This window comes from Enterobacter sp. fkY84-1 (assembly GCF_052974705.1).
Genome location: NZ_CP169393.1, coordinates 2181881 through 2205234 on the forward strand (window position 1 = coordinate 2181881; position 23354 = coordinate 2205234).

The 23354-nt window shown below is 57.4% G+C and carries 27 protein-coding genes; 16 read left to right on the forward strand and 11 right to left on the reverse strand.

Annotation, left to right across the window (positions count from 1 at the left end; genetic code table 11):
• Positions 1–30 precede the first annotated feature (30 nt).
• Positions 31–435: a VOC family protein gene (locus ACEPLT_RS10465; protein WP_032674728.1), complete on the forward strand. Its 405-nt coding sequence runs from the start codon at positions 31–33 to the stop codon at positions 433–435.
• An 18-nt stretch (positions 436–453) separates the two neighbouring features.
• Positions 454–966 carry a GNAT family N-acetyltransferase gene (locus tag ACEPLT_RS10470; RefSeq protein ID WP_032674729.1) on the forward strand — a complete coding sequence of 171 codons (513 nt, stop codon included), beginning with the start codon at positions 454–456 and terminating at the stop codon, positions 964–966.
• Here ACEPLT_RS10470 and ACEPLT_RS10475 read toward each other — a convergent pair.
• A complete protein-coding gene (locus ACEPLT_RS10475) occupies positions 947–1735 on the reverse strand; it encodes a hypothetical protein (protein ID WP_232928926.1) in 789 nt (262 codons plus the stop codon). The genes ACEPLT_RS10470 and ACEPLT_RS10475 overlap by 20 nt on opposite strands.
• A 1-nt stretch (position 1736) precedes the next feature.
• A complete protein-coding gene (locus ACEPLT_RS10480; protein ID WP_008502331.1) occupies positions 1737–1934 on the reverse strand; it encodes a hypothetical protein in 198 nt (65 codons plus the stop codon).
• A 256-nt stretch (positions 1935–2190) separates the two neighbouring features.
• Here ACEPLT_RS10480 and ACEPLT_RS10485 point away from each other — a divergent pair, with 256 nt between their 5' ends.
• Genes ACEPLT_RS10485 through ACEPLT_RS10520 form a run of 8 tightly spaced genes read left to right on the forward strand, consistent with a single transcriptional unit; the run spans position 2191 to position 8071 of the window.
• Positions 2191–2625, forward strand: a complete 435-nt coding sequence (locus ACEPLT_RS10485) for a nuclear transport factor 2 family protein (RefSeq protein ID WP_008502330.1) — start codon at positions 2191–2193, stop codon at positions 2623–2625.
• Positions 2622–3341 carry an SDR family NAD(P)-dependent oxidoreductase gene (locus ACEPLT_RS10490; protein ID WP_023292494.1) on the forward strand — a complete coding sequence of 240 codons (720 nt, stop codon included), beginning with the start codon at positions 2622–2624 and terminating at the stop codon, positions 3339–3341. The genes ACEPLT_RS10485 and ACEPLT_RS10490 overlap by 4 nt, the downstream gene beginning before the upstream one ends.
• Complete coding sequence (locus ACEPLT_RS10495) at positions 3338–4597, forward strand: NAD(P)/FAD-dependent oxidoreductase (RefSeq protein ID WP_032674731.1); 1260 nt, start codon at positions 3338–3340, stop codon at positions 4595–4597. Before ACEPLT_RS10490 ends, ACEPLT_RS10495 begins: the two co-directional genes overlap by 4 nt.
• A gap of 1 nt (position 4598) precedes the next feature.
• Positions 4599–5321: a DUF1365 domain-containing protein gene (locus tag ACEPLT_RS10500; protein ID WP_032674733.1), complete on the forward strand. Its 723-nt coding sequence runs from the start codon at positions 4599–4601 to the stop codon at positions 5319–5321.
• Complete coding sequence (locus tag ACEPLT_RS10505) at positions 5318–6538, forward strand: SAM-dependent methyltransferase (RefSeq protein ID WP_025911280.1); 1221 nt, start codon at positions 5318–5320, stop codon at positions 6536–6538. The genes ACEPLT_RS10500 and ACEPLT_RS10505 overlap by 4 nt, the downstream gene beginning before the upstream one ends.
• Complete coding sequence (locus tag ACEPLT_RS10510; protein ID WP_032674734.1) at positions 6535–7020, forward strand: DUF2878 domain-containing protein; 486 nt, start codon at positions 6535–6537, stop codon at positions 7018–7020. The genes ACEPLT_RS10505 and ACEPLT_RS10510 overlap by 4 nt, the downstream gene beginning before the upstream one ends.
• Complete coding sequence (locus ACEPLT_RS10515; RefSeq protein WP_032674735.1) at positions 7017–7541, forward strand: hypothetical protein; 525 nt, start codon at positions 7017–7019, stop codon at positions 7539–7541. The genes ACEPLT_RS10510 and ACEPLT_RS10515 overlap by 4 nt, the downstream gene beginning before the upstream one ends.
• Positions 7538–8071 carry a DUF3833 domain-containing protein gene (locus tag ACEPLT_RS10520; protein ID WP_032651763.1) on the forward strand — a complete coding sequence of 178 codons (534 nt, stop codon included), beginning with the start codon at positions 7538–7540 and terminating at the stop codon, positions 8069–8071. Before ACEPLT_RS10515 ends, ACEPLT_RS10520 begins: the two co-directional genes overlap by 4 nt.
• On the opposite strand, the gene ACEPLT_RS10525 is transcribed toward ACEPLT_RS10520, so the two are convergent.
• Positions 8068–8526 carry a DMT family transporter gene (locus tag ACEPLT_RS10525; RefSeq protein WP_023292487.1) on the reverse strand — a complete coding sequence of 153 codons (459 nt, stop codon included), beginning with the start codon at positions 8524–8526 and terminating at the stop codon, positions 8068–8070. The two genes, ACEPLT_RS10520 and ACEPLT_RS10525, sit on opposite strands and share 4 nt — an antisense overlap.
• Before the next feature lie 4 nt (positions 8527–8530).
• The gene (locus tag ACEPLT_RS10530) at positions 8531–8965 is read right to left on the reverse strand and encodes a DMT family transporter (protein ID WP_447088376.1); all 435 of its coding nucleotides are present in this window, start codon (positions 8963–8965) and stop codon (positions 8531–8533) included.
• A 95-nt stretch (positions 8966–9060) separates the two neighbouring features.
• Between ACEPLT_RS10530 and ACEPLT_RS10535 the strand changes: the two genes are divergently transcribed.
• Positions 9061–10023 (forward strand): LysR family transcriptional regulator, encoded by a 963-nt coding sequence (locus ACEPLT_RS10535; RefSeq protein WP_023292485.1) that lies wholly within the window; start codon positions 9061–9063, stop codon positions 10021–10023.
• Here the strand turns inward: ACEPLT_RS10535 and ACEPLT_RS10540 are convergent.
• Together ACEPLT_RS10540 and ACEPLT_RS10545 are read right to left on the reverse strand one after the other, a co-directional pair.
• Complete coding sequence (locus tag ACEPLT_RS10540) at positions 9998–11026, reverse strand: methionine synthase (RefSeq protein WP_023327410.1); 1029 nt, start codon at positions 11024–11026, stop codon at positions 9998–10000. The two genes, ACEPLT_RS10535 and ACEPLT_RS10540, sit on opposite strands and share 26 nt — an antisense overlap.
• A 23-nt stretch (positions 11027–11049) precedes the next feature.
• Complete coding sequence (locus tag ACEPLT_RS10545; protein ID WP_025911259.1) at positions 11050–12024, reverse strand: DUF1852 domain-containing protein; 975 nt, start codon at positions 12022–12024, stop codon at positions 11050–11052.
• Positions 12025–12467: 443 nt separating this feature from the next.
• Here ACEPLT_RS10545 and ACEPLT_RS10550 point away from each other — a divergent pair, with 443 nt between their 5' ends.
• The 4 genes from ACEPLT_RS10550 to ACEPLT_RS10565 all read left to right on the forward strand — a co-directional run bounded on the left by ACEPLT_RS10550 (position 12468) and on the right by ACEPLT_RS10565 (position 14571).
• Entirely contained in the window at positions 12468–13031 is a 564-nt protein-coding gene (locus ACEPLT_RS10550) for a type IV secretion protein Rhs (RefSeq protein ID WP_084832081.1), read from the forward strand.
• Positions 13032–13045: 14 nt separating this feature from the next.
• Positions 13046–13384, forward strand: a complete 339-nt coding sequence (locus ACEPLT_RS10555; RefSeq protein WP_331282856.1) for a lipoprotein — start codon at positions 13046–13048, stop codon at positions 13382–13384.
• A gap of 1 nt (position 13385) precedes the next feature.
• Complete coding sequence (locus ACEPLT_RS10560) at positions 13386–13877, forward strand: Hcp family type VI secretion system effector (RefSeq protein ID WP_159125116.1); 492 nt, start codon at positions 13386–13388, stop codon at positions 13875–13877.
• Between the two features lie 154 nt (positions 13878–14031).
• On the forward strand, positions 14032–14571 hold the full coding sequence (locus ACEPLT_RS10565) for a DUF2058 domain-containing protein (protein WP_044596388.1): 540 nt from the start codon (positions 14032–14034) through the stop codon (positions 14569–14571).
• A 7-nt stretch (positions 14572–14578) separates the two neighbouring features.
• Here ACEPLT_RS10565 and ACEPLT_RS10570 read toward each other — a convergent pair whose 3' ends face one another.
• Both ACEPLT_RS10570 and azoR read right to left on the reverse strand, forming a co-directional pair.
• Complete coding sequence (locus ACEPLT_RS10570; protein WP_232928928.1) at positions 14579–15265, reverse strand: RluA family pseudouridine synthase; 687 nt, start codon at positions 15263–15265, stop codon at positions 14579–14581.
• Positions 15266–15355: 90 nt separating this feature from the next.
• Positions 15356–15961 (reverse strand): FMN-dependent NADH-azoreductase, encoded by a 606-nt coding sequence (gene azoR / locus ACEPLT_RS10575; protein WP_008502313.1) that lies wholly within the window; start codon positions 15959–15961, stop codon positions 15356–15358.
• A 205-nt stretch (positions 15962–16166) separates the two neighbouring features.
• Here azoR and hrpA point away from each other — a divergent pair, with 205 nt between their 5' ends.
• A complete protein-coding gene (gene hrpA / locus ACEPLT_RS10580) occupies positions 16167–20069 on the forward strand; it encodes an ATP-dependent RNA helicase HrpA (protein ID WP_045416041.1) in 3903 nt (1300 codons plus the stop codon).
• Positions 20070–20150: 81 nt separating this feature from the next.
• On the opposite strand, the gene ACEPLT_RS10585 is transcribed toward hrpA, so the two are convergent.
• The 3 genes from ACEPLT_RS10585 to ACEPLT_RS10595 all read right to left on the reverse strand — a co-directional run bounded on the left by ACEPLT_RS10585 (position 20151) and on the right by ACEPLT_RS10595 (position 23353).
• The gene (locus ACEPLT_RS10585) at positions 20151–20810 is read right to left on the reverse strand and encodes an O-methyltransferase (RefSeq protein WP_008502311.1); all 660 of its coding nucleotides are present in this window, start codon (positions 20808–20810) and stop codon (positions 20151–20153) included.
• A gap of 84 nt (positions 20811–20894) precedes the next feature.
• A complete protein-coding gene (locus ACEPLT_RS10590; RefSeq protein ID WP_232928932.1) occupies positions 20895–22274 on the reverse strand; it encodes an efflux transporter outer membrane subunit in 1380 nt (459 codons plus the stop codon).
• Positions 22271–23353, reverse strand: a complete 1083-nt coding sequence (locus ACEPLT_RS10595; RefSeq protein WP_094945201.1) for an HlyD family secretion protein — start codon at positions 23351–23353, stop codon at positions 22271–22273. The genes ACEPLT_RS10590 and ACEPLT_RS10595 overlap by 4 nt, the downstream gene beginning before the upstream one ends.
• Between the last annotated feature and the right edge of the window lies 1 nt (position 23354).

The window sequence follows — 23354 nt, forward strand, 5'->3', positions numbered from 1 at the left end:
GCATAACCATTTAGAGTAAAGGTAACGGAAATGAGAACACAGAAACGATGCCTCGGCTGCGTGGCTATTGTGGTTGATGACTACGATCGTGCCATTGAGTACTACACAGACAGGCTGGGGTTTACCCTCGTAGAGGATACGCCGCAACCGGGTAAACGCTGGGTGGTCGTCTCGCCCAATCCGGAAAGCGACTGCAACATTTTGCTGGCTCGTGCGTCTAACGAGCGACAGGAAGGTTTTATCGGTAATCAATGCGGCGGCAGAGTGTTCCTGTTCCTTCAGACGGATGATTTTTGGCGCGATTACCATGCCATGAAGGCAAAAGGCGTTCATTTCTGCGAAGAACCGCGTGAGGAAGAGTACGGTACGGTGGTGGTGTTTGAAGATATGTACGGCAACCGCTGGGATCTCTATCAACATGCCCAACGCGGGTGATTACGCGGGATACCTTCCATGACGCTTCGAATTCGACAGGCCACCGGGGCCGATTCAACGCTATTAAGCGAGTTGGGATATCGTATCTATCCCGCGCATTTTCAGCATTTGTGGGTATCAGATGCGGAGATGAAGGCTTTTCTGGACGCCGAGTATGCCCCTTCCGTCATTGAGCAGAGCCTGACCGAGAGCCATGTTTCCTGGTTTGTGGCAGAAACCGATCGGCCAGTGGGATTCATGAAAGTGACCTGGGACGCCATGCTTCCGGAAACGGACAAGAGGGGCGTTCTCCTCAACAAGCTCTACCTCGATCCTGCCGAGACCGGCAAGCACTATGGTCAGGACATGTTCAATAAAATTATCGACATGGCCCGGAGCAGGGGAAAGGACTCTCTCTGGCTGGAAGTGCTTGAGCAGAACGCGGGAGCGTACCGGTTCTACCAGAAGCAGGGCATGCTCTGCATCAAGAACGTCCTTTTTGAAACTGCCTCACAGCAGAGCATACTCAAAATTATGGGGATGTCTCTTTAGAACGCGCATGCATGTCCCGCTGTGCCAGCGACAGCGCGCTGGCGCTGGCGGGATCGAACAGCGAGATGCTCTCAATCTGGTTGAGTAAAATCACCTTGCGGAATGACATGGCGCTGCGGGGTTCCGAGTCGAGCGTAATGTCATGCTCCGCATACCACCGGCTGTAATTATCCTCGATGCGCAGGTTCATCGTCTTCGCATCCCGGTACCCGCTCAACATTGGGATCAGCACGATATTGGCCGTTTTTTCATATTCCAGCGTCGCGGTGTGGATCATACCCACGTATATCCGCCTCGAGCGGAGCGTGACCTGCGCCAGCTCGCCTTGCTCCATACACTGATAGAGCAGTTGCTCGATCCCGCTCGCCTGCGCAAGCCGTTTGTAGAGCTTTTTCCGGCTCTCGCCGTCCAGCCTGGCGCTGCCTGCCCAGTTAGAGCGGTAGAGACAAAACAGGATGGCAAACGCCAGCATCACCACCACCGGCGCCTGAATGCCTAAAAAACTCCAGTTCATAAAGTCGATTTGCCAGTCGGTGTATTTCGGTGAGGCAAAGTGGAAAGCGTTGTTGGCGGCAGAAAGGGTGAGCAGCAGCAGCCAGAGCAGCCCCGTAGCAATCACCCCCTGCAGAACGAAAATACAGCCGTAAAGCGCAACGAGAAAATAGACGTCCCAGCCAAAGGAACGCTTGATTTTAAAGCGGGTCGACAGGTCGCGGCTGGTGTACCAGTACCCGCAGACCATCAGCACCATAAATATCGCCGTTCCCATATCAGGCCCTCTTCAGCGCGTTAACGTGACGCAGAAAGTCCTGCCGCACCTCGTTGCTCTTGTAGTTCACCGAGGCGTTCCCGTCCTGGTCGATAATGATGCGGTCGCCATCTTCCACGGCTTCAATAATTTCCTGCTGACTCATCACCTGCAGTAAGGATTCCGGGCTTGAGAAGAGGGAGAGAAAGAAACGTTTCATGTCAGGCATCCTTATGAATAAAAAGGATAAGCCTGGAAGATGACCGCTGAATTTGCCTTAAGGATAACCTGAAAGTGAAAGCCGGGTGGCGGCTAAGCCTTACCCGGCCTAAAAACCGACAAAAGATTGAGTTATCAAGTTGTTGATATTTATGGTTAATAAAAAATAAATTTGCACAAACTTGGACAAATAACGTTAATTGTGTAAGTTTTAAGTATGCGATTACGCCACGTTGTTTACAGCCAGGATGTGACCCATGAGCACTTTGCCCTCTGTCGTGAGTCGGTTTGTCGAGTACTACGCCGCACTGGATAGCCAGCCGCCGTCCGCGCTGGTCGGGCTTTACCATTCAAATGCCACGCTTGTCGATCCGTTCGGCGAGCACGACGGTATCTTTGCGCTTCAGCGCTATTTCACCCATCTGCTGGCCAACGTCGAGAACTGCCGTTTTTCTATCGACCCGCCGCTCTGCAGCGGGAACCGGTTTGTTGTCACCTGGGTGATGCACTGGTCGCATCCGCGCATTGCCGGAGGCGAACCGCTCGATCTGCCGGGGTGCTCGGTGGTGGAGACGGAAAACGATCTCATCACCCACCAGCGCGACTACTACGATGCGGGAGAGATGATCTACGAACATCTTCCTCTGCTGGGCTGGGCGGTACGCGGCGTGAAGCGGAGGGTCAAATCATGAAGACGGTACTGATTACCGGTGCTAGTTCGGGCATTGGCGCCGGGCTGGCGAAATCCTTCTCCGCTGACGGCTATCATGTGATTGCCTGCGGGCGCGATCCGGCGCGTCTGGAAGCGCTGCATCAGACCTGCCCCAATCTCACCGTTCGCCTGTTCGATATGACGGACCGGGAGGCCTGCCGACAGGCGCTGACCGGCAGCTACGCCGATCTGATTATTCTCTGCGCCGGTACCTGCGAATACCTCGACGGTGGCGTGGTGGATGCAGCGCTGGTGGAGCGGGTCATGAACACCAATTTCCTCGGGCCGGTGAACTGCCTTGAGGCGCTGCAGCCGCAGCTGGTTCGCGGCAACCGCGTGGTGCTGGTGAGCTCGATGGCCCACTGGCTGCCTTTCCCTCGCGCAGAGGCCTACGGTGCGTCCAAAGCGGCGCTGAGCTGGTTTGCCGAAAGCCTGCGCCTGGACTGGGAGCCAAAAGGGATTACCGTCACGGTTGTCTCTCCGGGCTTCGTCGATACGCCCCTGACGCGGAAAAACGATTTTGCCATGCCGGGTCGGGTGACCGTCGATGAGGCGGTGAAGGCGATCCGTATCGGGCTGGCGGCCGGGAAAATGCACATCGCGTTTCCTGCCGGATTTGGCTTCATTTTGCGGCTGCTCTCAGGGCTGCCTGCTTTTCTTCAGCGCACGCTGCTGCGCAGGATGGTGCGTTCATGAACATTGCAATTATCGGCAGCGGCATTGCCGGGCTGACGTGCGCCTGGCGACTGGCCGGGCACCATCAGGTGACCCTGTTTGAAGCGGGATCCACACCGGGCGGCCATACCGCAACGGTTGACGTGACGACGCCACAAGGCACATACGCGATCGATACCGGGTTTATCGTCTACAACGACCGCACCTATCCGCGCTTTATGGGCCTGCTCAGCGAGCTGGGTATCAGCGGGCAAAAAACCCAGATGAGCTTTTCAGTACACAACCCGGAGACGGGGCTGGAATACAACGGCCACACCCTGACGTCGCTGTTTGCCCAGCGCCGAAATCTCGTCAATCCGACATTCTGGCGGCTGCTCGGTGAAATCGCCCGCTTCAATCGTCTGGCAAAACAGGCGCTGGACGGGGAAGTGGACCCGAACGCCACGCTGCAGACGTTTCTGGACCAGCACGGCTTTACGCCCTTTTTTGCGCGCCACTATATTCTGCCGATGGGGGCCGCCATCTGGTCATCCTCGCTGCAGGAGATGAAGCGTTTCCCGCTGCCGCTTTTTTTACGTTTCTTCCAAAACCACGGTCTGCTGGATATCACCCATCGCCCGCAGTGGTACGTGGTGCCGGGCGGCTCGCGAGAGTATATCCGCGCGATGCTGGACAAACTGGGCGATCGGCTGACGCTGCATCTCAATTCACCGGTGCAGCGGGTGAGCCGCCACGAGGACGGGGTCTCGCTCCAGCTTGAAAACGGCAGCCATACCTTCGACCAGGTGATATTTGCCTGCCACTCCGGCAGTGCTCTGGCGATGCTTGACGACCCGACCTCCGCAGAGCGCGAGGTGCTGGGCGATATCGGCTGGCAGCGCAACGAGGTGGTGTTGCACAGCGACCCACGCTGGCTGCCGGTGCGGCCGCGCGCCTGGGCGAGCTGGAATTACCGGCTGAGCGCGCAGGCGCAGGCCAGCGCCTGTGTGACCTACAACATGAACATTCTGCAGGGGCTGCCTGCGGGCAGTCCGCTGTTCTGCGTCACCCTGAACCCGGACGCGGCGGTGGATGAGCGCTTCGTTCTGCAACGCTTCGTTTATGAACATCCGCTGTTTAACCCGCAAAGCTGGCGGGCGCAGGCGCGGCGCGGCGAGATCAACGGTCACCGGCGGAGCTGGTTCTGCGGAGCCTACTGGTACAACGGTTTTCATGAGGACGGGGTGCGCAGCGCGCTGGACGTGGTCAATGCGATAGCGGCCGGGGAGGAGAACTGAGATGAACAGCTGCCTCTATCACGGCGTATTGCGCCACCGCCGCCTTAAGCCGAAAACCCATGAATTTCGCTACAGCGTCTTTATGGCCTGGCTGGATCTTGATGAGCTGCCGCTGCTGGCGTCCGTCGGCGTGCGCCGCAATCGCTTTGCCGCCGCCGCGTTCCACGACGCGGACTATCCGCTCGGCACGCCGCTCAAAGAGAACGTGCTCAGCAGGCTGGAGAGCCTGACCGGGGAACGGCCGGACGGGCGGGTCATGCTTCTGACGCAGTTGCGGTATTTCGGGTTTCATTTTAACCCGGTCAACTTTTACTACTGCTATGACGGGAAGGGGACTCTGCGCTGGGTACTGGCGGAGGTTCGCAACACGCCGTGGAACGAGCGTCATTATTACGCGGTCGACGGGCAACATGCCCGGCCCACGGAAAAAGCGTTTCACGTTTCCCCCTTCAACCCGATGGACATGATCTACCACTGGCGCTTCAACGATCCGGATAACACGCTGCATATGCACATTGAAAATCATCAGGAAGCGAAGGTGTTCGACGCCACGCTCGCCCTGCGCCGGGAGCCGCTGACCCGTCCGGCACTGCGCGCGCTGCTGCTGCGCATCCCGCTTATGACCCTGAAAACCGTTTTCGCCATTTACTGGCAGGCGCTGAGGCTGTGGCTCAAGCGCGTGCCGCTGTATAACCATCCCGTCAGCAGGAGTGAACGCTCATGACCGATCCCGTCTTTGCGTTAGAACCCGATATCCCGCGCAATGTCCGCCTCGCGCGATGGCTGCTGTTTCGTCTGTTAAGCGGCATCCGCGGTGGTTCGCTCACCCTGCGTGAAGGGGCGCAGACCTTCCATTTTGGCGAGCCATCCTCCACGCTGCACGCCGACGTGCAGATTCTCACGCCCGCCGTCTACTGGCGCGTCTTAACGGGCGGGAGCCTTGCCGCCGCTGAAGCCTGGATGGACGGCGAATGGGAAACCGCGCAGCTCACGCCGCTTCTGCAAATCCTGGCCCTCAACGGCGAGGTGCTTGGCCGTCTTGAGAAAGGGTTCCGGCTGCTTGGCCGACCGTTGGAGCGTTTTCGCCACTGGACGCGGCGTAACTCCCGCGCGCAGGCGCGTGAAAATATTGCCGCCCACTACGACCTGGGCAACACCTTCTATGCCCATTTTCTGGACAGGGAACTGCTTTACTCCAGCGCGCTCTTTACCGCAGACGAGCAGGATCTCACGACGGCTCAGCAGGCCAAAATGGCGCGCCTGTGCGACCAGCTGGCGCTTAGCGAGGCCGACCACCTGCTGGAAATCGGCACCGGCTGGGGGGCGATGGCGGAATACGCGGCCCGTCATTATGGCTGTCGGGTGACTACCACCACGCTGTCGCAGGAGCAATACGTCTGGGCAACCGAGCGGATCGCCCGCGCCGGGTTGCAGGATCGTGTTGAGGTGCTGCTCTGCGACTATCGCGACCTCACCGGGCAGTACGATAAGCTGGTCTCAATAGAGATGATTGAAGCCGTCGGGCAACGCTATCTGCCTACATTCTTCCGGACCTGTCAGGCGCGGCTGCGCCCGGGGGGACGAATGGCGATTCAGGCCATCACCATTCAGGACCAGCGCTATCGCGACTACAGCAAAAGCGTCGATTTTATTCAGCGCTACATTTTCCCCGGCGGCTTCCTGCCGAGCATCACCGCCATGAACGAGCTGATGACGCGCCACACCGATTTCGTGGTGCGCAATCTCTTCGACATGGGGCCGGACTACGCCCGCACGCTGGCGCACTGGCGGCAGCGCTTTGTCCACGCCTGGCAGGAGATTGAAAAGCTCGGCTTTGATGAGCGGTTCCGCCGCATGTGGCTTTATTACTTTGGCTACTGTGAAGCCGGGTTTAACGCCCGCACCATCAGCGTGGTGCAGCTGACCGCAGAGCGCGTATGAGACGATATCTTCAGGTCTTCCTGCTGGCCGTCGCGTTCGATCTCTACTGGGCGCTGGTGGTGCTCTTTCGCGAACAGGGCCTGATTATCTGGCTCGGGCTGGCGATCCTGGCGTGCCTGCTCTTGCCGTCTGTATATCGTTTTTACGCTATTGGGCTGGCCGCGGCGGGCAGTTTGCTGGATACGCTCTGGGCGCTGACGGGGCTGATCGCCTTCACGGGTGATGCCCTGATGCCGCTATGGATGGTGGCATTATGGCTGATGTTCGCCGCCGTCTGGACGCAGCTTACGCGCACCACCACGTTACCCGGCTGGCTGCTCACCCTGCTGGCCGCCGTGGGAGGGCCGGTGGCGTACCTGATTGGCGAGCGGCTGGGTGCCATCACGTTTCTGGAGCCGACCTTTATCGTCATCAGCTGGATGGCGCCGGGCTGGCTGGTGTTGATGCTGTTTTTCCACCTGCTGATGGGGAGACAAAAATGAGAGCTGCGGTTTTGTTGCTTTGTCTGACGCTGGTTGTTCCTGTTGCCCAGGCCGCCGACTGGCTGGCGTGGCGGAAGGTGGGTGACGCCACGCTCACCTGGGGGCCGTTCACCGTCTATACCTCCCAGCTGCGTACGCCGGACGGGCGTTACGGTCGGGAGAACCAGGATCAGGCGCTGATTATTACCTATGCGCGCGATATCGATCGCGATGAGCTGGTCGAGGCGACCCGCGACCAGTGGCTGGCGCAGGGGATCCTGCAACGGGAACCCCGAAGCGAAGCCTGGTTACAGATGCTCCGCTCTCTGTGGCCGGATGTCCGGCCGGGCGCACAGCTGGCGTTTGTGCTCGACGACGGGCAGGGGCAGTTCTGGTATCGCGCGTCAGCGGCGCAAAAAGCCTTTATTCCACTCGGACCGCGTCAGTCAGAAGCGTTCAGCACCCGCTTCCTGGCCATCTGGCTCGATCCTCGCACGCAATACCCTGAGCTGCGTCAGCAGTTAATCGGAGGCCAAAAATGAAACGTATCCTGATGATGGCGCTGGCATTGACGATGCTGCTGGCAGGCTGTAGCACGGAGGTGACCGAGTATCGCCAGCAGCAGCCGCGGCTGGATATCTTCCACTACTTCCAGGGCAAAACCGAAGCGTGGGGGATGGTGCAGGATCGCAGCGGCAAGCAGATCCGCCGCTTTCACGTTGAGATTGCCGGGGACGTTATCGGCGATACGCTGACGCTGAACGAGCACTTCGTTTACGACGATGGCGAGAAGCAGCAGCGGGTCTGGCATATCCGCCGCGTGGGGAGCGATCGCTACGAAGGCACGGCGGGGGACATTGAAGGGGTAGCAACGGGGCAGGCCGCCGGCAACGCGTTCAACTGGCATTACAGCATGAACGTGAAGGCCAACGGCAGCACCTGGCTACTGAACTTTGACGACTGGATGTACCTGCAGGATGAGAACCATCTGTTTAATAAAACCGAGATGAAGAAACTGGGCGTCACCGTCGCCACGGTGACGCTGTTCTTTACCCGTAAGACCTCAGCTTAGTCGCGGACGCTGCCGGTTTTGCTGCTGGAGTAGATGAAGTACAGGGCAATCCCCAGGCATACCACCGCGCTCAGACGGCTCGGTGAAAACGAAATGGCGGGATTGCCCAGCCAGCCAAAGTTATCAATCAGCATACTCATGGCGAGCTGGCCGAATATCACCGCCACCGTGGCGACGGCGGTGCCGATGCGCTGCACCGCCACGACCATAATCACGATATAGGGCACGCCAAACATCGCCCCGAGGAGCTGCCATTTCGGCACGTCCAGCAGCGTGACCGCCTGCTTAGGCTCAAAGAAGAAAATGAGCAGGGCGGTCACCAGCGCGCCGACGGAAAACGTTAGAAACGCGCTCTTGAAAACGCCCACGCTGCTGCCGAGCTGCCCATTAATTGCGGCCTGTATGCTCAGCGTCGCGCCGCCGCAGATGGCCAGAATTATCATCATCAGTGTCATGTGTTTACCCCTTTGCGACCAGTACCAGTGCGGCAATAATAAAAACCAGCGCCACGATGCGTCTTGCGTTTATCTTCCTGTGCGGCGTACCCAGCAGGCCAAAGTGGTCAATGATCAGGCTTTTAAAAACCTGACCTGCCAGAATGCCAATCATCGTCAGCGCGATGCCGATAGTCGGCGTGGCGAGCGTCAGTATGACGACGTAGATCGGACCCAGCACCCCGCCGAGGAGCTGCCAGCCGGGCTGTGCGAAAAACGACGGGCTGTTGCGCGGGCTGAAAAACAGCATCAGCAAAAACGTCAGCGCGGCGCCGACGCCAAAAATGCTGAACGTCGCCCATAAATCCCCGACTTTTCCCCCCAGGGGGCCCAGCAGTCCCGCCTCGACGGAGAGGCCCATCCCGCCAGCGATCACCAGTAAAATCAAAAACAACTGCATTCTTCTTCCTCCGTTTTCAGGCGAAGAAGATTACGTGGGTTGTGCAATGAGAAAAATGCCATAATGGTGTAAAAACCTTTGCAGGATATGCATTAATGGTTGACGCCAGCAACATCAACATCCGCGCGCTGCTGATCTTTATCGACGTGTATGAAGCGCAGAACTTCTCCGTCGTGGCGCGGCGGCAGGGGATATCGGCCTCGCAGATATCGCGCGTGATCCACCAGCTCGAGGATGCGCTCGGGCAGCAGCTTTTCTATCGCAATACGCGGGCCGTCATTCCCACGGAAAGCGGTCATCTGTTTATTCGCTACGCCCGGTCGATGGCGGAGAATCTTGAAGAGGCGCGCCGGGAGCTGGACGCACGTGCGGTGGAGCCGTCCGGTGCGATCCGCATTAACGGACCGGTGTTTTTCGGCCAGAAGCACATAGCCCCAGGACTTCCCGGCCTGTCGGCACGCTATCCTCGCCTGAGCGTAGAGCTGACGCTGACCGATGATTTTATCGACCCCCACCGGGATGCGGCAGACCTTATCTTCCGCATTGGCGTGCTGACGGACTCGTCGTTTCGCGCGCGGGTGTTTGGGCAGCAGGTGTACCATCTGGCCGCGTCGCCAGACTACGTGCGTAAACACGGTGCGCCAGAAGTGCCGGACGATCTGAACCGCCATCATTGCCTGGTGTATCGCGGATCGTCAGGGCCTAACCGCTGGCTGTTGCGCAGGGCGGGCGAGGCGTGGACACACTATCCCGTGACGCCATTGATGACCTCGAATAATGCGGAAGCGTTGCTGGCTGCGGCGCTTGGCGGGATGGGGATTGTGCTGTTTCCGGACTGGCTGGTGAGCGAGCCGCTCCAGCGCGGTGAGCTGATTCCGCTCCTGCCCGCGCTGGAGTGCGCCATCACTACGGAACAACAGGCTATCGCGGCGATCTACCCTGATGCCCGACATCCGCCCCTGAACGTCAGGGCGGTGATTGATTATTACGTCGAGCGCTTTGGTACGCCGCTGTACTGGCAGCGTAAGGGGATTACGCGCCAAGCTCCCGGCGGATAATTTCTGCGCCAGCGCTGAGAGCTTTAAGCTTGCCGTTGGCAACCTGACGGGAGAGGGGCGCCATGCCGCAGTTGGTTGACGGATAGAGCTTATCGGCGTCGACAAACTGCAGCGCTTTTCGCAGCGTATCGGCCACTTCCTCCGGCGTTTCAACCGTGTTGGTTGCCACGTCGATCGCCCCAACCATCACTTTTTTACCGCGGATCAGCTCCAGCAGATCCATCGGCACGCGGGAGTTGTGGCACTCCAGGGAGATGATGTCGATGTTAGAGGTCTGCAGCTTAGGGAAGGCCTCTTCGTACTGGCGCCACTCCGAGCCGAGCGTCTTTTTCCAGTCGGTATTGGCCTTGATGCCGTAGCCGTAGCAGATGTGGACCGCGGTTTCGCACTTCAGCCCTTCAATGGCGCGCTCCAGCGCGGCGATGCCCCAGTCGTTGACCTCATCAAAAAAGACGTTAAACGCCGGTTCATCGAACTGGATAATATCCACGCCTGCGGCCTCTAACTCTCGCGCTTCCTGGTTAAGGATTTTGGCAAATTCCCAGGCCAGCTTTTCGCGGCTTTTATAGTGCGCGTCATACAGGGTGTCGATCATGGTCATCGGCCCCGGCAGGGCCCATTTGATCGGCTTGTCCGTGAGCTGGCGCAGGTACTTTGCATCGTCGACGAAGACCGGTTTCTGACGCGCAACCGCGGAAACCACGGTCGGCACGCTGGCGTCATAGCGGTTACGAATGCGCACCGTCTGGCGGTTCTCAAAATCGACGCCGCTCAAGTGTTCAATAAAGGTGGTGACGAAGTGCTGGCGGGTCTGTTCCCCGTCGCTGACGATATCGATTCCCGCGCGGATCTGCTCATCCAGAGACAGGCGCAGCGCATCCTGCTTGCCTGCCAGCAGTTCCTGATCCTGTAACTTCCACGGTGACCAGAGCGTCTCAGGTTGCGCAAGCCAGGTCGGCTTTGGCAGGCTGCCAGCCGTTGAAGTCGGGAGCAATGTTTTCATAATAAAAGACCTTTTTTAATGTATTAAAGCGTGTAGTTATCAGACCACTGCTCAAGAATGTGTTTGTAAGGCTTAATAAAGTACTCTTCGGTAAACCGACCCTGTTCAATCGCCAGGCGGCTTCGCTCTTCCCGGTCATACACAATTTTGGTTAAGGAGTGATCCTGCTGGTTCAGATCCGGTCGGTAGCACAGCCCCGCCGCCGAGTTGGCGTTATAAATTTCCGGGCGATAGATTTTCTGGAACGTCTCCATCGTGCTGATGGTGGCGATCAGTTCGAGGTCGGTGTAATCACTCAGCAAATCCCCGGTAAAGAAGAACGCGAACGGCGCCACGCTGTGTTCCGGCATGAAGTAGCGCACGCTCAGGCCCATCTTCGCGAAGTACTGCTCCGTAAGCGATTCGCCATCCGGCTGGTACTCAACGCCCAGCACGGGGTGCTGGTTACCGGTGCGGCGATAGGTATCTTTGCTGGAGACGCTCAGGCAAATCACCGGTCCTTTTGTGAAGTTCTCTTTGTATTCCGGTGAATTCACAAAATGGCGGAAGATATTGCCGTGCAGTTCGCCAAATTTTTCCGGAATGCTGAAGTGCTGCTGGTTCTTGTTGTGCTCCAGCAACAGCACGCTGAAATCATAATCCCGCACGTAAGACGAGAAGTTATTCCCGACGATGCCAGGGATACGCTGGTTGTTTTTCTTGTCGACAATGGTGGTTTGCAGTATCTCAATGGCCGGGAACGGCTTTTCCGCGCCAATATTCAAATCGACAGAGATGATTTCAAGTTCAACCGCATAGCGATCGGCGTTTGGGTTATCCCAGCGCGCTAAGGCATTAAAGCGGTTGTTGATCATCACCAGCGTATTGCGCAGGTTTTCCTGACGCTTTTCTCCGCGCGCCAGGTTGGCGAAGTTGGTGGTCGTACGCGTATTTTCTGACGGATTGTAATTCTCATCGAAGCAACTGCGCTTAAGGGTATATGTGAAAGCTTTGCTCATTGTGGTTATGCATCCTAAGTTCATGTTGCTAAGAAGTTACCAATGCATAATTTATGCCTGAGCCCGTGGCGCAGGGGAAGTGACTTAATTTCAATGCAACATGAGGCATTTTCATGTTTAGATACGAAAAGAAGAGTAGCGCGGGTGGCGACTGTTTAAAAAGTTTTACGCATTGCTGTAAAGGCTAATACGGAAAATATGGTGTATTACACCGTAATTATGCGTCTGAAAGAAAGCAATCTATTAACCCCGCAGTTACGATTAATTGATGTTGCTTATTTAATTTTATAGAAATATTTTTGGTGTGAATTTTATATGTATTGTCAGCAATGTTGAGTTATTTGTGGTTTTATTTATTTTGCGATCTTAAACATGATTTCTTGCTATCTCATAATTATTTAAGCGTGTAGCATTTACCCGACGAGTAAAATTCTGAGGATACTATTGTGTACTATCCAAACTCCATAAGTTGGCCAGTGATTCGCGAAGGGGGACTTCGACGCCTCAGGCTTGGAGAAATAAATTTAGCGAGCTCGCTCTTTGGGTATAGTATTTACTATCATAAAGTATGGATTCACCTTGAAAGTTATCTGCCTTTTAATCTTCAAAACCCCGGCCAGGCAATGAGTCCTGATGGAGAAATGTGGTTCAGGTCTGAAAAATATGAACATGACTTTTCTATGCCTGTTAGCCACCCAGTGACTGATGCCCAACATCTTTTTATGCATGAAATGATGCATGTCTGGCAGCATCAACGTGGTATGTGGGTGCGTATGCGTGGTGCTTTCTCCTGGGCTGCTGATTATACGTACAGTCTTGATAAGACTAACTTACTGGAGTACGGACTAGAGCAACAAGCTTCGATTGTCAGTGATTACTGGTTATTAAAAAGCTATGGTTTTTGGGGTAACAGTCATCTCTTTGATTATAGAAACTATGATCCTGCTGAACCAGTAACGATATTGATTAAAAAGTATGAACGTATTTTAGAGGGGTTTCCCGGTTGAGATATATATCACTGTTGCTGTCTGCCATTTTTCTGACGGGGTGTCCGGGTAAAGGAAAAGAAGGCGCTGCGTCTGGGGAAAGACAATCTATCTACGTTTATGATGGTCTGGTATGCTTTACAGTCGATAAAAAAGATATCCTTAGTCGTTATGTACTGGCATCAAACGGCAAAGATTATTCTGAGTTATTAAAGGGAGACTTTTTAGCATTATCATATCCGAACACATGTTTTAACGTGAACTTAACTAAAGGTACTGTCTATGGGGCACATTATACGTTAAATAAAAAGAATTTTTATTATACTTTTATAATCGATAACCAAGGCAATATACTCGACTTAGGGAGAAAGTAGCATGTCATTACCCGCATACCTGTTTCTTTATGATGAAAACGGAATGCAGTTAAAAGGAGAATGTCTCGCGTTAGGTCGAGAGGGTGCGGTTGAAGTCATGAGCAGCAGCTACGGCATTAGCCAGCCAGTCGATCCTCATACCGGTAGAATGGGGGGTACCAGACAACACGAACCTTTTATCATACACAAACAGCTGGATAAACTTTCACCCCTGTTCGCAGTGTATGTTTGCGACGGGAGACGTCTGCAAAAAGCGGTCATTCGCTACTATGAGACAAACGATGCAGGGATTGAACGTGAAGTTTATCGGATATCCATGGAGAGTGTTGTCATCATGTCAGTGAATGCCAATCACACATATATACCTGGTTCAAATCATCATAACATGGTCGAGACCCTGAAGTTACGCTTCAACAGTATTGAATGGCACTACCTGGATGGCATGATTAAGTATGGTGATGCGTGGTCAAAACCAGCATCACAAAAACCGTAGTGTCACGATTTTACTGCTAATCTTTATCAATCAGGATCCTGGATGCGATATATGGCGCCCAGCCAGGATGTGTAACGTTTCATCTGCTAATGTCGCACTCTTTCCTCAATTCCCGCTATAATCCCCAAAATTTCCAACCGGTTTAGAAATAATCATGACAAAACTCACCTTACAAGAGCAGATGCTGAAAGCGGGCCTCGTCAGCAGCAAGAAAGCGGCGAAAGTGCAGCGCACGGCAAAGAAATCACGCGTTCAGGCGCGTGAGGCTCGGGAAGCGGTAGAAGAGAACAAGAAGGCGCAGATCGAGCGTGACAAGCTGCTGAGCGAGCAGCAGAAGCAGGCCGTGCTGGCGAAAGAGTTTAAGGCGCAGGTGAAGCAGCTGATCGAGATGAACCGCATCACCGTCTCAAGGGGCAACATCACCTTTAACTTCACCGACGGCAATGTGATCAAGAAAATCGAGGTCGACAAGCAAACCCAGGCTCAGCTGATCAACGGCCGCCTTGCGATTGCCCGCTTGGTCATCAACGCCAGCGGTGACTGCGAATACGCGATTATCCCGGCGGTAGTGGCCGATAAAATTGCCCAGCGCGATGCCGACAGCATCGTGTTAAACAGCGCGCTCAGTCAGGAAGAGCAGGACGAAGACGATCCGTACGCGGACTTCAAAATCCCTGACGATTTGATGTGGTAAACCACATTCAGAACGGGGCGGCGTGGCGGGCGTTAACCGGCTCGCCGCTCGCGGGATGAATAAAATTCAGCTCGCTGGCATGCAGCATCAGCCGGGGCGCGTCTTCAGCGCCCGGCACGTCAAGACCGCCATACAGATCGCAACCCAGAATCGGATGCCCCAGCTGCTGGCAGTGAATACGCAGCTGATGGGTTCGCCCGGTCTCCGGGATCAGTTTCACCCGCGTTAACGGTAATCCCGCCCCCTGATAAAACCGTTCCACGACCTGGTAGCGGGAGCGGGCGGGTTTACCGGTGGTGGTGCAGATCGACATCAGCGGGAACAGCGCCGGGTCTTTGGCAATCGGGGCGTCAATGACCCCTTCATCATTTTCCACGTGGCCGCAAAGCAGGGCGATGTAGACTTTCTCCACGCTGCGCTGGCTAAACTGCTGGCACAGTGCCGCGTTAATGGCCTTACTGCGCGCAACCACCATCAGCCCGGACGTGCCAAAATCCAGACGGTGCACCAGCGTGCAGCCCGGGAACGCCTGAACCAGACGATAGTGGACGGAATCGAGGTTTTGCGGATTTTTGCCTGAGAGGCTGAGCAGGCCGGAAGGCTTGTCGATCAGCAGCAGATGTTCATCCTGCCAGAGGATCTGAATGTCATCGTGACACGGTGGGGCAATAAAAGAATCAATGATCGCAGACATCAGGCCGCCCGGCTGGAGAGTGGGAGCGGATGATAACGAAATGCGGGAGAAAAGAAAAACCCTCCCACCGGGCGGTGGGAGGGTGAAGTCTTACGCGGCTACCAGGCTGTCGATGGCGGCTTTCGCGTCGGTCTGCGCTTTGGTCGCCACTTCCGGACCGTAAGCGATACCTTCCGCGAACACGAAGTTCACGTCAGTGATACCGATGAAGCCCAGGAACAGGCTCAGGTACGGCGCAACCAGGTCGGTTGGGGTATCTTTGTGGATACCGCCGCGGCTGGTCAGCACGATAGCGCGTTTGCCTTTTACCAGACCTTCAGGGCCGTTCTCGGTGTAACGGAAGGTTACGCCAGCACGCGCCACCAGGTCGAAGTAGTTCTTCAGCTGGGTTGGGATGTTGAAGTTGTACATTGGGGCGTTGATGACGATGACGTCATGCGCCTGCAGCTCAGCAATCAGCTCGTCGGACAGGGCCAGCGCTTCCTGCTGACGCGGGCTCAGCGGTGCATCGCTTGGGCGCAGCGCGCCAACCAGCTCGCCATCAAGCACAGGAATGGGGTTTGCAGCCAGGTCACGCACGGTGATTTCGTCAGCAGAATGCTGTTCACGCCACTGTTCAACGAAGTAATCAGACAGCTGACCAGACTGAGAGTACCCTGCCAGAATGCTGGATTTCAAAACTAATACTTTGCTCATGGGTGATTCCTGTTGTTGCATTTGATTGAAGGGGGTTGCCCCGTTGCTTGTTGACACTCTATTCACAATCCTGCCACAGAGATAGCGCAATATATCGAAGCCTATGTTCGAATTTTTTGAATAAGGCACGAAAGGCGTCAGTGTGGTACTCTATAGCAATCATTAAAAAGAGAGTTTATCAGGGCGTGTACTGCCCTTTAACGCTATGACAGAACAACAAAAATTCACCTTCCCGATGCTCCTGCAACAGCTCGATTCTCTGACGCTGCGTGATAAACAGCGCTTCGCCCGCCGTCTGCACGGCGTCAAGAAGGTTAAAAATCCTGATGCTCAACAGGCCATTTACCAGGAGATGGCGAAAGAGATTGAACAGGCGGCAGGGAAGGTTGTGCTGCGCGAAGCTGCGCGCCCGGCAATTACCTACCCGGAAAACCTGCCCGTCAGCCAGAAGAAACAGGACATTCTTGAGGCCGTACGCGACCACCAGGTGGTGATTGTCGCGGGTGAAACCGGTTCGGGGAAAACCACCCAGCTGCCGAAAATCTGTATGGAGCTGGGCCGCGGGATAAAAGGCCTGATTGGCCACACCCAGCCGCGTCGACTGGCGGCGCGTACCGTCGCGAACCGTATTGCCGAAGAGCTGCAGACGGAGCCGGGCGGCTGCATCGGCTACAAGGTGCGGTTCAGCGACCACGTGAGCGACAACACCATGGTCAAGCTGATGACGGACGGTATTCTGCTGGCGGAAATTCAGCAGGATCGCCTGCTGATGCAGTACGACACCATCATCATCGATGAAGCGCACGAGCGCAGCCTGAACATCGACTTCCTGCTCGGCTACCTGAAAGAGCTGCTGCCGCGTCGCCCGGATCTGAAAGTGATCATCACCTCCGCGACCATCGACCCGGAACGCTTCTCGAAGCACTTCAACAATGCGCCGATTATTGAGGTGTCTGGGCGGACGTATCCGGTTGAAGTGCGCTATCGCCCGATTGTGGAAGAGGCGGATGATACCGAGCGCGACCAGCTGCAGGCCATCTTCGACGCCGTTGACGAGCTGGGTAACGAAAGCGCGGGCGACATCCTGATCTTCATGAGCGGCGAACGCGAAATCCGCGATACCGCCGATGCGCTCAGCAAGCGCGACCTGCGCCACACCGAGATCCTGCCGCTGTATGCCCGCCTGTCCAACAGCGAACAGAACCGCGTCTTCCAGCCGCACAGCGGACGCCGCATCGTCCTGGCGACCAACGTGGCGGAAACCTCGCTGACCGTGCCGGGCATCAAATACGTGATCGACCCGGGTACGGCGCGCATCAGCCGCTACAGCTACCGCACCAAGGTCCAGCGGCTGCCGATTGAGCCGGTCTCTCAGGCATCGGCCAACCAGCGTAAGGGCCGCTGCGGCCGCGTGTCGGAAGGGATCTGCATTCGCCTCTATTCCGAAGACGATTTCCTGTCGCGCCCGGAGTTTACCGACCCGGAAATTCTGCGCACCAACCTGGCGTCCGTCATCCTGCAGATGACCGCCCTGGGGCTGGGCGACATCGCGGCGTTTCCCTTCGTCGAAGCGCCGGACAAACGCAACATTCAGGACGGCGTACGTCTCCTGGAAGAGCTCGGGGCGATTACCACCGACGAGCAGGCGACGGTTTATAAGCTGACGCCGCTGGGCCGCCAGCTCAGCCAGCTCCCGGTCGACCCGCGCCTGGCGCGTATGGTGCTGGAAGCGCAAAAGCACGGCTGCGTGCGCGAGGCGATGATCATTACCTCGGCGCTCTCCATTCAGGATCCGCGCGAGCGTCCGATGGACAAACAGCAGGCCTCGGACGAAAAGCACCGCCGCTTCCACGACAAAGAGTCCGATTTCCTCGCCTTCGTGAACCTGTGGAACTACCTCGGCGAGCAGCAGAAGGCGCTCTCTTCGAACCAGTTCCGCCGCCAGTGCCGGGTGGATTTCCTCAACTACCTGCGCGTGCGCGAGTGGCAGGATATCTATACCCAGCTTCGCCAGGTGGTGAAAGAGCTGGGCATTCCGGTGAACAGCGAACCGGCGGAGTACCGAGAAATCCATATCGCGCTGCTGACCGGCCTGCTGTCCCACATTGGGATGAAGGACGCCGAGAAGCAGGAGTATACCGGCGCGCGCAACGCCCGTTTCGCCATCTTCCCGGGTTCTGGCCTGTTCAAGAAGCCGCCGAAGTGGACCATGGTCGCGGAACTGGTGGAAACCAGCCGCCTGTGGGGACGTATTGCCGCCCGTATCGATCCGGAATGGGTGGAGCCGGTGGCGCAACATCTGCTTAAGCGCTCGTACAGTGAACCGCACTGGGAGCGCGCGCAGGGCGCGGTGATGGCGACCGAAAAAGTGACCGTTTACGGCCTGCCGGTGGTCGCCGCGCGCAAGGTCAACTACAGCCAGATCGATCCGGCGCTCAGCCGCGAGCTGTTTATCCGTCACGCGCTGGTGGAGGGAGACTGGCAGACGCGCCACGCCTTCTTCCGCGAAAACCTGAAGCTGCGCGCGGAAGTGGAGGAACTTGAGCACAAGTCCCGCCGCCGCGACATTCTGGTGGACGACGAGGCGCTGTTCGAGTTTTACGACCAGCGCATCAGCCACGATGTGATTTCCGCCCGCCACTTCGACAGCTGGTGGAAGAAGGCCAGCAAAGAGACGCCGGACCTGCTCAACTTCGAAAAGAGCATGCTGATAAAAGAGGGCGCCGAGTCGGTCAGCAAGCTCGACTACCCGAACTTCTGGCATCAGGGCAACCTCAAGCTGCGGCTGACCTATCAGTTCGAGCCGGGGGCAGACGCGGACGGCGTGACCGTCCACATTCCGCTGCCGCTGTTAAACCAGGTCGACGAGAGCGGGTTCGAGTGGCAAATCCCCGGCCTGCGCCGCGAGCTGGTGATTGCGCTGATCAAATCCCTGCCGAAACCGGTGCGCCGTAACTTTGTGCCTGCGCCAAACTACGCGGAAGCGTTTCTGGGCCGCGTCACGCCGCTGGAGCTGCCGCTGCTGGACGCGCTGGAGCGTGAATTCCGCCGCATGACCGGGACGACCATCGACCGCGACGACTGGAACTGGGATCAGGTGCCCGATCACCTGAAAATCACCTTCCGCGTGGTGGACGATAAAAATAAAAAGCTGCTGGAAGGGCGTTCCCTGAGCGAGCTGAAAGAGGCGCTGAAAGGCAAAGTCCAGGAGACGCTCTCTGCGGTGGCCGACGACGGCATCGAGCAGAGCGGGCTGCACATCTGGAGCTTTGGCCAGCTTCCGGAAAGCTACGAGCAGAAGCGCGGCAACTATAAGGTAAAAGCCTGGCCTGCGCTGGTGGACGAGCGCGACAGCGTGGCGATCAAGCTGTTTGATAACCCGCAGGAACAGCAGCAGATGATGTGGCGCGGGCTGCGTCGCCTGCTGCTGCTCAACATCCCGTCGCCGATCAAGTATCTGCACGAGAAGCTGCCGAACAAGGCCAAGCTGGGGCTCTACTTTAACCCGTACGGCAAAGTGCTGGATCTGATTGACGACTGCATCTCCTGCGGCGTGGACAAACTCATTCACGAGGCGGGCGGCCCGGTCTGGACGGAAGAGGGCTTTGCTCAGCTGCATGAAAAGGTGCGCGCGGAGCTGAACGACACCGTGGTGGAGATTGCCAAACAGGTCGAGCAGATCCTCACCACCGTGTTCAATATCAACAAGCGTCTGAAAGGGCGCGTGGATATGACCATGGCGCTGGGTCTGTCGGACGTGAAGGCGCAGATGGCGGGGCTGGTTTACCGCGGCTTTGTCACCGGCAACGGCTTCAACCGTCTCGGCGATACGCTGCGCTATTTGCAGGCGATTGAAAAACGGCTGGAGAAAATGGCTATCGACCCGCACCGCGACCGTGCGCAGATGCTGAAAGTGGAGAGCGTGCAGCAGGCGTGGCAGCAGTGGCTGAACAAGCTGCCGCCAGCGCGCCGCGACGATGAAGACGTGCAGGCGATCCGCTGGATGATCGAGGAGCTGCGCGTCAGCTTCTTTGCCCAGCAGCTCGGTACGCCGTATCCGATTTCGGATAAGCGTATCCTTCAGGCGATGGAGCAGATTTCCGGTTAAACCCTTGCCCGGTGGCGCTGCGCTTACCGGGCCTACGGGAGAACTGGTAGGCCGGGTAAGGCGTAGCCGCCACCCGGCTGGTTATCGTTCTACAATCGCCAGCGTAAACCCATCCCATCCCTTAATCCCCACCGTTTGCAGCGCGGTGGCGGTTAAGCGCGGGTTATCGCCCATCATCTCAATAAAACGCCGCACGCCCAGCACGCGCGCGTCGTCGCTTTGGCCGTTAATGACTTCGCCATCACGGACCACGTTATCGCCGATAATTACCGTACCGGGGCGGGAGTAGTGCAGCGCCCATTCCAGATAGCCGGGATTGTTCGGCTTATCGGCATCAATAAAGATCAGGTCGAACGGCGGAACCTCACCGAAATTCTCCAGCGAGCTCAGCGCCGGGCCTTCAATTAATTCAATGCGTTCGTTTAACCCCGCAAGCTGAATATTCTCGCGCGCAACGCGGGCATGCGTGGGATCGGCCTCAAGCGTAATCAGCTTACCGTCCGGCGGCAGCGCGCGCGCCATCCAGATTGAGCTGTAGGCGCCCAGCGTCCCGATCTCAAGAATGCGTCTTGCCTGCGTCATGCGCACGAACAGCGCCAGCAGCTGCCCCTGATTGGCCGCGACATCATGTTCAGGCAGCCCGGCGCGTTTGTTGTTTTCCAGCACCTGATTCAGTACGTCATCGTCAGGAATAAGTGACGAAATCATGAAATTATCAACTGCAGACCACTGTTGTTGCATAGATTGTCTCCTGAGGGGGAATCGCCGGGCGGCGGCTGCGCCTTACCCGGCCTACGTCACGAAATCCAGGCCCGTTAAGCGCCTTCAGACATTGGCCCAGCCGCCGCCCAGCGCTTTATACAAATCAATCTGCGCCAGCAGCAGGTTATTTTTCACCTGCACGACGCTGGTCTGGACCGAGAACAGCGTGCGCTGCGCGTCCAGCACGTCCAGATAGGAGGAGTAGCCGTTGCGATAGCGATTCTGCGCAATGCGCAGCGTCTCCTGGGCCACATCCTGCTGGGCAAGCAGCTCCGTCAGCTGTTCCTGATAGCGACTTATCGCATCAAGGCTGTTGTTCACTTCGGCAAATGCGTTACGCACGGTTTTTTCATAGGCGTACAGCGCCTGGTTACGCTGGGACTGAGAAATATCCACCTGCGCATTCAGCGCCTGGCGGTTCAGCAGCGGGGCGAGAATACTGCCTCCGACGCTCCAGAGCTGAAGCGGGTTGTCCAGCAGGCCGGAAAGGGTGCGATCCTGAACCGATCCTGTCGCGGTCAGGTTGATCGACGGCAGCAGGCTGGCGCGCGACGCCGCGAGCGAGGCATCCGCCGCCACCAGCTGGCGTTCGGCCTGAACGATATCCGGGCGGCGGTTCAGCAGCGTAGAAGGCAGCTGCGACGGCAGCGTTAGCGGCGTCAGTGCTGCAAAGGTTTCGCTACGCGCCACGTCGCCCGGGTTGCTTCCCAGCAGCAGGCTGAGGGCATTCTCCTGCTGTGCAATCTGGTGCTGCAGCACGGGCACCTGCGCCCGCGTTGAGCGAAGTTCGGAATCCGACTGCATCAGCTCCAGGCGCGAGCTGTAGCCCGTCTCAAACTGACGCTTCGCAAGGTTAAACGCCTCTTCGCGCGATTTCAGCGTGGACTCGGTCACCCGCAGCTGCTCGTCAAGCGAGAGCAGGGTGACATACCCGGATGCCACAGACGAGGCGACGGTCAAATCCGCGGCCGCGGCGGCGGCTTTTTGCGCCGCCAGCGAGGCTTCGGCAGCGCGCGAGGTGCTGCGGTTGACGCCCCAGATATCCACGTCATAGCTCGCCGTCAGGCTCCCTCTGTACAGCGTGCCGTAAACCGGCAGCCCGGTCGCCGCGGATTGTGAACGGGCGCGCGTCCCGGTTAAGCCCGCGTCGAGGGAGGGAAACAGGCTGCCGTCGGCCGCATAGACCCGCGCCTGATACTCGTTTATCCGTTCGCGGGCGATCAGCACGTCGCTGTTATGCTGTAGCGCCTGATCCACATAGCGGTTCAGGTGGTTGTCATGGAAATTACGCCACCAGAGCTGCTCCGCCGGGCTGGCAGGGCCGGAGACGGTGCGCCACTGGGTGGGGATGTGCAGCGTCGGCTGCGCCGGTTTGACGTCAACGGACTGGCATCCGGCCAGCATGACCGCCGCCACCAGCGCGGCTATCGGGCGAAGGATCATTGCTTCGCCTCCCGCGTATCAATGGTTACCTGCACCGACATACCCGGACGCAGCAGCGCGGCGTCCTCTGGCTTACCGAGCACCTCAATACGCACCGGAATACGCTGGGCAATTTTGACAAAGTTCCCGGTGGCGTTATCCGGCGTGATGGCGCTGAACTCCACGCCGGTCGCCGGGGAGATGCTCTCCACGCGGCCCTGATACGCCTTGTTGTTCAGGGCATCAACGGTGAACTTCACCGGCTGGCCGACGCGCAGCTCCGCGAGCTGGGTCTCTTTAATGTTGGCGATGACCCAGTGCTGCGGCGGCACCAGGGTGGTGAGATGGGTTCCGGCGGTCACGTAGGCCCCGAGACGCACGGCGATCTGGCCGAGCTGGCCGTCACGCGGCGCCACAATGCGGGTGTTTTGCAGGTCAATCTGCGCCAGCTCCAGCGCTGCTTTGGCGTTTTCAACATCCGCTTCCAGCGCACCGCGATTGACAATCACCGTCTGCAGATCCTGACGCGACATCTCAAGGGCGGCTTTCGCCTGGTCGATGTCGGCGCTGCCCTGGGCGGCACTGGCCAGCGCGGCGTCGCGCTCGCGAATGGAAAGCGAGCCGTCCGCCGTCAGCTCTTTCACCCGTTTTAAATCCGCCTGGCTTTTCAGGTTCTGGGCGCGGGCATTTTTCAGCGCGGCGTCATTTTTGGCGATCGTTGCTTCGGCGCTTTTACGCTGCTGCAGGTTGTTATTCAGGGCGGCAATTTTCATCGCCAGCTGCGCCTCTGCCTGATGCACCCGCTGACGATAGATACGGTCATCGATCTGCAGCAGCAGGTCACCTTTTTTGACCTGCACAAAGTCCTGAACCTTCACCTCGGTGATATAGCCGTTCACCTGCGGGCTGATAAACGTCGTCTGGCCGCGCACGTAGGCGTTATCGGTAAACTGCGCGTGACGGGTGAATGGCGGCAGTTGCCACGCATAAAGGATCACCAGCACGCCGACAATACCGATGGCGGCGGCGGTGAAAACGGAAACAATGCGCACATTTTTGCGGGTGTTGGCCTGCTCTTTGGCGGCATCCTGCTGACTCATA